This is a genomic window from Cesiribacter andamanensis AMV16, from assembly GCF_000348925.1.
In the GTDB taxonomy this organism is placed as follows: Bacteria; Bacteroidota; Bacteroidia; order Cytophagales; family Cyclobacteriaceae; genus Cesiribacter; species Cesiribacter andamanensis.
Window position 1 is genome coordinate 57,831 of sequence record NZ_AODQ01000010.1, and the last position, 8,252, is coordinate 66,082.

The following is an 8,252-nucleotide window of genomic DNA, read 5'->3' on the forward strand; positions in this document are numbered from 1 at the left end:
CCCCCATGGGACTACAGCAGCTCCATAGTACCCTCTTAAAACCCACAAGCATAGCCCCACTGGTGATGTTCCGCATCATCTTTGGGGCCATGATGCTTCTGGCCACCCTGCGCTTTATGGCAAGGGGCTGGGTAGAGTTGCTCTATGTGCAGCCCAAATTCTTCTTTCATTACTGGGGATTTTCCTGGGTGCAACACCCCCTTGCGCTGGGCCTGCCCGCCTGGACGGTCCATGCCGTTTATATGCTGATGGCCGCCGCCGCCCTGGGCATACTGCTGGGCTGGCGCTATCGCCTTTCGGCAGGGCTTTTCTTTCTGCTCTTTACCTACACCGAGCTCTGGGACCTCACCAACTACCTCAACCACTACTACTTTACCAGCCTGGTGGCCGGCCTTATGGTGCTGCTGCCCGCCCACCGCAGCTTTTCGCTGGATGTGCGCCGCCGCCCCTCCCTGGCCGTAGCCACCGTGCCGGCCTGGACCATTTACCTGCTGCAGTTTCAGCTGGGGGTGGTCTATTTCTATGCCGGCCTGGCCAAGCTGCACCCCGACTGGCTGCTGCATGCCCAACCCCTGCGCCTCTGGCTGCCGGCCAGGGCCGATATGCCCCTGATCGGACCTCTGTTCAAAGAGGTGTGGGTCGCTTACTTCTTCAGCTGGTTTGGCTGCCTCTATGATCTGAGCATTCCCTTTCTGCTGCGCTGGCACAGGAGCCGCCCCCTGGCCTATGTAGCCGTTATTGCCTTTCATGTGCTTACCTGGCTGCTCTTCCCCATCGGCATGTTCCCCTGGATCATGATCGGCAGCACGCTTATCTTCTTCAGCGCCCGCTTTCACCAGCGGCTGCTGGATAAGCTGCAGCGCCTCCTGCGCTGGCGCCTGCCCCGTGTGCCGGGCAGTACCTACCGGATGCGCCCCCTGCTGCAGCGCGCTCTGCTCATGGGGCTGGGCCTGTACGTACTGGTGCAGCTGGTATTTCCCTTTCGCTATGCGCTCTATCCCGGCAACCTCTACTGGACCGAGCAGGGCTTTCGTTTTTCATGGCGGGTCATGCTGATGGAAAAAGCAGGAAGCATCAGTTTTTGGGTGGAAGATAGTGCTACGGGCCGCCGCCTGCCGGTGAATACCCGGGAGTACCTGAATGCCCAGCAGGAAAAGATGATGGCTACCCAGCCCGACATGATCCTGCAGTTTGCCCATTTTCTAAAAGAAGACTATAGCCGCAAGGGGGTAAACGCCCCCCGCGTTTATGCCGATAGCTGGGTGAGTCTCAATGGCCGCCGCAGCCGCCCCTACCTGCGTTCCGATGTAGACCTGGCCAGCCTGCAGGATGGCTGGGCCCCCAAAGACTGGATCTTACCCTTTGACGACACCCCCTACCGTGCCCACCGTTAGTTACTACCGCCGCACCCTTCTGCTGCTCACCGCCTGCTGGCTGTGCTGCACTACCCCCCTGCTGGCCCAGCAGGCCACTACGGTCATCTCCGGCCGGGTAACGGAAGCAGCCACCGGCAAGCCCCTGTCGGGTGCCGATGTATTTGTGCAAAGCTCCTCCATAGGCACCACCACCGATGCCCGCGGCTATTATAAATTACCCCCCCTGCCGGCCGGCACCTATGTGATTGCGGTGTTTTACGAAGGCCTGCGCTCGGCGGCTACCCCCCTTGAGGCCACCGCTCCGGCCCTTACCCTGGATGTTGCCCTGCAGCCGCTGGAAGAAACCCTGCAAACCATTACCGTAGAGCGCAAAAGTGATGCACAAGGGGGTATTGCCCGCCTGCAGGCCGTGGAGGGCATGGCCATTTACGAGGCCAAAAAGAGCGAGGTCATTCTCATTGATGCTCTTACGGCCAACCTGGCCACCAATAACAGCCGCCAGATCTACAGCAAGGTGCCAGGCCTCAACATCTGGGAGAGCGATGGCGCAGGTCTGCAGCTGGGCATAGGCGGGCGGGGCCTCAGCCCAAACCGTACCTCCAACTTCAACACCCGCCAAAACGGTTACGACATCTCGGCCGATGCCCTGGGCTACCCCGAGAGCTACTACACCCCCCCGGTAGAAGGGGTGGAAAAGATACAGCTGGTGCGCGGCGCTGCCTCCCTGCAGTACGGCACCCAGTTTGGGGGCATGCTCAATTTTGTGATGAAGAAGGGGCCCGAAGACAAGCCCTTTGAATTTATCAGCCGCCAGACCGGCGGGTCCTTTGGCCTGTTCAACTCCTTTAACAGCCTGGGGGGCACCAAAGGAAAGGTCAATTACTATGGTTTTTACCAGTACAAGCGGGGTGATGGCTACCGGCCCAATTCCGGCTTTGATGTGCATACGGCCTTTGCCGACCTGAACATGCAGCTGACGGAGAAATTCTTTCTCTGCCTGGAATACACCCACATGAACTACCTGGCCCAGCAGCCCGGCGGCCTCACCGACGAGCAGTTTGCCCGGGACCCCCGCCAGTCCATCCGGGACCGCAACTGGTTTAAGGTAAACTGGAACCTGATGGCCGTACTGATGGAGTACAAGTTCAGCCCCCGCAGCAAGCTGGAGATGAAAAACTTTGGCCTGGTGGCCGGCCGCGATGCCCTGGGCGACCTGGACCGCATAGACCGCGACCCCAACCCGGCCCTGCCCCGCCGCCTGATCAGCGACCAGTTTCGCAACATCGGCAGTGAGCTGCGCCTGCTGCAACACTATACCACAGGCGCCCAACCGGCCGTGCTGGTTACGGGTGTACGCGTATACAGGGGCACTACCTTCAAGCAACAGGGAGCCGCCTTTGCCAACCGGGAGCCGGACTTCCGCTTCTTAAAATCCGATAGTCTGGCCTCCGACCACCGCTTTCCTAACCGAAATGTGGCCCTCTTTGCCGAAAACATCTTTAACATCAGCAGCCGGCTGAGCCTTACGCCCGGCATCCGCTATGAGTGGATCAGCACCCGCGGCGAAGGCTATTACCAGGTGCAGCGCTCGGCCCGCGATGAGTGGGGCCTGCCCTACCCCGTAACCGAAACCATGCCTGATACCCTGCAGCGCAACCGCTCCGTGCTGCTGGCCGGGCTGGGCCTTAGCTACAAGCTGCACCCCAATGCCGAGCTTTACGGCAATATCTCCCAAAACTTCCGGGCCGTAAACTTTACTGACCTGCGGGTGCTCAACGAAAATTACCTGGTAGACCCCAACATCCGGGATGAAAAAGGCTACAGCGCCGATCTGGGCATCCGCGGCGGCACCGCGCGCATTCAATATGATGCCAGCCTGTTTTACCTCAACTACGAGCGCAAAATCGGCTTTAACAGCGAGCGCATTGACGGCATCTTTAAGCGGGTGCGGCGCAACCTCTCCGATGCCTCCATTATTGGGATCGAAACCTTTGCTGAAACCGATCTGATGCAGTGGCTGCAGGCCAAACCCACTTTTTCGCTGCGCCCCTTTGTGAACCTGGCCCTGATCCGCGGCCGCTACAACCGCTCGCAGGAGAGCGCCTACAGCGGCAACCGCATAGAGCTGGTGCCCGACATGAACCTCAAAACCGGCCTCCAGTTTAAACGAGAGGGCCTCTCGCTCAGCTGGCAGTACAGCTACATGGGCAAGCAGTTTACCGATGCCACCAATACCGAAGGGGTAGTATCCAATGCCATTATCGGACCCATTCCGGCCTATCAGATCATGGACCTCTCGGGCAGCTATGAAATTGGCCGCCACCTGAAGCTGGAAGGGGGCATTAATAACCTACTGAATGCCATGTACTTTACCCGTCGGGCCGAGGGCTATCCCGGTCCGGGCATAATTCCTTCTGACGGGCGGAACTTCTACCTGACAATAGAGTTTAAATACTAGGAGACTACCCTTTTCATTTATTTATTTTATATTTGAATTGCTCAATCTGGTACTATAGTTCCTGACAGATTTCCTCATGCAGTACGAAGCCGCCATTGTTCAATACCACCCCCTGTTGCTTTCCATCGCCCAGCGAATGGTAAAAAACATGATGGATGCTGAAGATATTGTACAGGACACTTTTCTCAAATTTTTGAGCCAGCCGCCCAAAACCATTGAAAACCTGAAGGCCTACCTGGTACGGGCCGTGGTCAACAACTGCCTCAACCATCTGAAGCGCCTCAAGCAAAATGCCGAGGAGTTGCTGGACCCCCTGCTGCACGCCCAGTGGACGTCCTATTTCGATTTTAATATCCAAACCGCTGAGCGGGAAGGAGAGCTTTCCGAGGCCTTTAAAATAGTGCTGCAGAAGCTGGAGCCCTCCGAGCGTACGGTGTACCTGTTTCGGGAGGTGTTTAATTTTGATTATGCCGAGATTGCCGAGATTGTAGAGAAGCGCAAAGACAACTGCCGCCAGCTGTTTTGCCGGGCGCAGGCCAAGCTGCAGGAAGAAAAGATCCGCTTTTCGCTCAATATGGACCAGCACAAGCAAACCGTTCAGACCTTTGTGGACTCCTGCAAGGGGGGCTCCTTTATGGAACTTGTCGATAACCTAAAGGAAGACTTCAGAAAAAATTGCCCTTTACCGACTAGTCTGCTGGAATCCCCCTCTCTTTTTTCTATTTTCCAGCCAATTTTTTAGAATCGTTTGCAGGGCATGAAAAAATTCGATACCCAGGAGCTTAACCAGCTGATCCGTTACCGCCGCGCCGTTTATGTAAACAGCTTCTCCGGCCAGCGCATCGACGATGCCATTATTGAGCAGCTGCTGGAAAATGCCAACTGGGCTCCCACCCATGCCCGCACCGAACCCTGGCGCTTTAGTGTTTTTTGTGACGAAGGCCTGCAGACACTGGCTCATTTTCAGGCCAATCTGTATAAAGAGCTGGCCACAGCCGAGGGCACCTTTGAGCAGGGCAAACACCAGAAACTGCTGGAAAATCCTGCTAAATGCTCCCACATCATCAGCATTGGCATGCGGCGCGACCCCAAGGGCAAAGTACCTGAAATCGAAGAAATTGAAGCTGTAGCCTGCGCCGTTCAAAACATGTGGCTGACAGCTTCGGCCTATGGCATAGGCTGCTACTGGGGCAGTGGCGGCATTACCTATAAAGAAGAAGCTCTCTCTTTTTTTGATCTGCAGCCCGGCGATCGCCTGCTGGGCTTTCTGTACCTGGGCATCCCCAAAGGCCCCTGGCCCGAGGGCCGCCGCCAGCCTGTTGCCGAAAAGATACGCTGGGTGAGGAACTAATCCTCAACTTTACCCCCCTGCTTGCGTATCTGTTAAGGATTAAACTTCTGGATTCTAAAATACTTACACCTATCCGCAGGTAGGTGCATACTCCTCTATGGCTCAGGGCGTAGAACTTTCTGCATATACAAAATTACTGGCCCAATTACCCGGTTTACACTGGTGGCAAAACAAAGATGGCTCCCGCTTTGCCTTTGCCCCTGCCTGCCGGTCTATCCTGGGCACTGCTGAGGCCCCTACCCCCCTGCACTGGCAGCAGCGCATCCACCCCTTTGATCGGCAAAAGCGGGCGTATACCCTGCATACCCTGGCAGAAGGAGACGAGCAGACCCTGGAGTACCGCCTGCTGGCCTCGCCCGGCACCTATACCTGGGTGCAGGAAAATGTGCGCTATACCTATGCCGCAGAAGGCGACCCGGTGCTGCTGAGCTCGGCAACCGTATGTGTGGCGCCAATCTATTACCGCCTGCTTAACAATAGCAACCAATATTTTATCTTGCTGGATCCCGGGGGGCATGTGGTAGAAATGAACCAGCGGGCCCAGCAGCTGCTGGGTCCGCCCTCCGATCAGCTCATCGGCCGGCCGCTCTGGTGTAGCCCTGCCTTTACGAACCGGCAGGCAGATGACGCCTCCCAGCTAAGTGCCCGGCTGCAACAGGCTGCCAGTGGGCAGGAAGTCCATTTTCAGCACTGGGTGCAGGCCTGGACCGGGCAGGAGCGCTATGCCAGACTCTCCGTTCGCCCCTTGCTGGATGCCCAGGGCAGCCTGGAGTACCTGATGCTGGAAGGCAGCCCGCTGGAGGCGCAGGCCTTGCACAGCCCTCCCCGGCAGGGGGGCAATGGCCTGCTGGCCTCCGATACTGCCCGGCAGCAAACCAACCTGCAGCGCACCACCGCCCGCCTGAAGGCGCTTATTGAGGGCAGCCGCGACCCCATCTGTGCCCTGGACCTGGCCGCCCGCCCCTTTGTGTACAATACTGCTTTTGCCGAGGAGTTCTGGCAGATCTATGGGGTGGCCATAGACCCTGCCCAATCCCTTGAAGCCTTGCTGGGCCACCTGCCGGACGAGTATGCGAGTGCCATGGAAGTATGGGGCCGGGCCCTGCAGGGGGAAGAATTTACCATCCTGAAGGAGCTGGGCTTAGCGGAGCGGGAACGCAACTATTACGAGATCAGCTTTTCCTCCATCCGGGATGAGGAAGGGCAGCTGATTGGCGCCTCCTCCATCAGCCGCAATGTAAGCCGGGAGCGACGCATCCAAAAAGAGCTGAAAGATGCCAAGGAATTCCTGATTCTGGCCGAAAATCTGCCCCAGATCATTTTTACGGCCCGTACCAATGGCCAGATCGATTACCTGAACCATACCTTTTTTCAGTACTCCAACCTGCCGGCCGGCCAGGCCGAGCGAATCCGGTGGCAGCAGGTGATCCATCCAGAAGATGCTCCGCAGGTGGAGCAGCAGTGGCTGGAAGCCGTCAAGAGCAATGCCCCCGGCCTAAAGCTGGAGCTGCGCCTGCGCAACCGCCACGGCCTGTACCGCTGGCATGTAGCCCGGGCTGTACCCCTTTACTACAGTGCCCCCCATCCCGTAAAGTGGATCGGCATTATAGGCGATATCCACGAGGCCAAGATTGCCAGTGCAGAAGAGCGCCTGGCGGCCGAAGAGTTTAAGGTAATTGCCGAAGGGCTGCCCCACATTGTGTGGACGGCCCCACCCAACGGAGCCATTAGCTACTTTAACAACAAGTGGTATGATTATACGGGCGAGGCCTCCGCTGCCGGCTCGCTGGAGGGCTGGATCGCCTGCCTGCACCCCAGCGAGCAGGAGAAGGTACGCAACCGCTGGAAAAAAGCGGTAAGCAATAAAAGCTCCTTTCAGATGGAGTTCAGGATAAAGCATAAAACAGGGGGCTACCGCTGGTTTCTGGGCAGAGCGCTGCCCATAGCCGATCTGCGGGGTACGCTCTACAAATGGCTGGGCACCTGTACCGATATTCATGAGAATAAGCTGCAGCGCAAGCGCCTGCAAACCCAAAACGAGCGCCTGAACCAGATCAACCAGTACCTGGATAATTTTGTGCATGCTGCTGCCCATGACCTGCGCTCACCAGTGGCCAATATGAAGGGCCTGATGCAGCTGCTGCAGGGCACCGGCAACGGGCTGCAGCAAAAAGTGATTGAGTCGATGGAAGCCAGCCTGTACCGGCTGGACAATACCCTGCAGGCCATGATCCACTCCATAGAGCTGCAGAGCCTGAAGCAAAGCCCCTCCCGCAAGCTCAACGTGCAGGAAATGTTTAGCAATGTGCAGCAGGAGTTCAGCGACCGGCTCAAGGCAGTGCCACACCGCATCGACACCTCGTTTGAGAATTGCCCGGACATTGTATTTATCCCTTTTTACCTGGAGAGCCTGTTTCGCAACCTGCTGAGCAATGCCATCAAATACCGAAAGGAAGGGCAGGAGCTGCACATACAGGTAGGCTGCCGCAGCTACCGCAACTACAAGCTCATTACCTTTTCAGACAATGGCATAGGCATAGACCTGGAGAAATACGGCAGCAAGCTCTTCAGGCCCTTTCAGCGCTTTACCCACCAGGCCGGCGGCAAAGGCATAGGCCTGCACCTGATCAATAACATTGTAACCAAAACAGGGGGCAAAATAGAGGTAAAAAGCAAACCCGGCGAAGGTATTACCTTTCTGCTGTACCTGAAGGATCTCGAAAAATAGAAAGGGGTAAGAAATAGAAGGGGGTATCAGGCCGCTTTTGTGCGCAGCAGCATGCTTTCCAGGGTAAGGCCAGGGCCAAAGGCAAAGCTGATGATGGGGGTATTATTTTCTTTTTTGCCGGCCTCCTGCCAGAGTGCCTTCAGCACAAAGAGCACCGTAGCCGACGACATATTGCCATACTCCTGCAGCACGGCATAGGAAAAACGGTTATCTTCCCGCTGCAGGCCCAGCGCTTGTTCAGTTGCCTCCAGGATGCGCCGCCCGCCCGGATGTATGGCAAAAAGAGCCGTTTCTTGTTTTACATCAGGCATTTTTTTGAGCAGGCCCTTCAACAGCTGG

General features: G+C 57.0%; 6 protein-coding genes. 5 read left to right on the plus strand and 1 reads right to left on the minus strand.

The features are described 5' to 3' along the window. Window positions 1–5 precede the first annotated feature (5 nt). From ADICEAN_RS03345 to ADICEAN_RS03365, 5 genes are all read left to right on the plus strand, one after another. The gene (locus ADICEAN_RS03345; RefSeq protein WP_040396094.1) at window positions 6–1,394 is read left to right on the plus strand and encodes an HTTM domain-containing protein; all 1,389 of its coding nucleotides are present in this window, start codon (window positions 6–8) and stop codon (window positions 1,392–1,394) included. Next, a complete protein-coding gene (locus tag ADICEAN_RS03350; RefSeq protein WP_236612859.1) occupies window positions 1,363–3,834 on the plus strand; it encodes a TonB-dependent receptor in 2,472 nt (823 codons plus the stop codon). Before ADICEAN_RS03345 ends, ADICEAN_RS03350 begins: the two co-directional genes overlap by 32 nt. Before the next feature lie 76 nt (window positions 3,835–3,910). Then, the gene (locus tag ADICEAN_RS03355; protein WP_009194117.1) at window positions 3,911–4,576 is read left to right on the plus strand and encodes a sigma-70 family RNA polymerase sigma factor; all 666 of its coding nucleotides are present in this window, start codon (window positions 3,911–3,913) and stop codon (window positions 4,574–4,576) included. Between the two features lie 15 nt (window positions 4,577–4,591). Next, complete coding sequence (locus ADICEAN_RS03360) at window positions 4,592–5,185, plus strand: nitroreductase family protein (protein WP_009194118.1); 594 nt, start codon at window positions 4,592–4,594, stop codon at window positions 5,183–5,185. Between the two features lie 97 nt (window positions 5,186–5,282). Next, window positions 5,283–7,913, plus strand: a complete 2,631-nt coding sequence (locus tag ADICEAN_RS03365) for a PAS domain-containing protein (protein WP_009194119.1) — start codon at window positions 5,283–5,285, stop codon at window positions 7,911–7,913. Window positions 7,914–7,939: 26 nt separating this feature from the next. Here ADICEAN_RS03365 and ADICEAN_RS03370 read toward each other — a convergent pair. Then, window positions 7,940–8,252 (minus strand): 3-oxoacyl-[acyl-carrier-protein] synthase III C-terminal domain-containing protein (locus tag ADICEAN_RS03370; RefSeq protein ID WP_316928501.1); only part of this gene is annotated, 313 nt, incomplete at its 5' end.

What these genes read in the sequence shown, in the direction of transcription:
- ADICEAN_RS03345 (WP_040396094.1), top strand. Translation starts at nt 6, where the DNA reads ATGGGACTACAGCAGCTCCATAGTACCCTCTTAAAACCCACAAGCATA.
- ADICEAN_RS03355 (WP_009194117.1), top strand. Translation starts at nt 3,911, where the DNA reads ATGCAGTACGAAGCCGCCATTGTTCAATACCACCCCCTGTTGCTTTCC.
- ADICEAN_RS03360 (WP_009194118.1), top strand. Translation starts at nt 4,592, where the DNA reads ATGAAAAAATTCGATACCCAGGAGCTTAACCAGCTGATCCGTTACCGC.
- ADICEAN_RS03365 (WP_009194119.1), top strand. Translation starts at nt 5,283, where the DNA reads ATGGCTCAGGGCGTAGAACTTTCTGCATATACAAAATTACTGGCCCAA.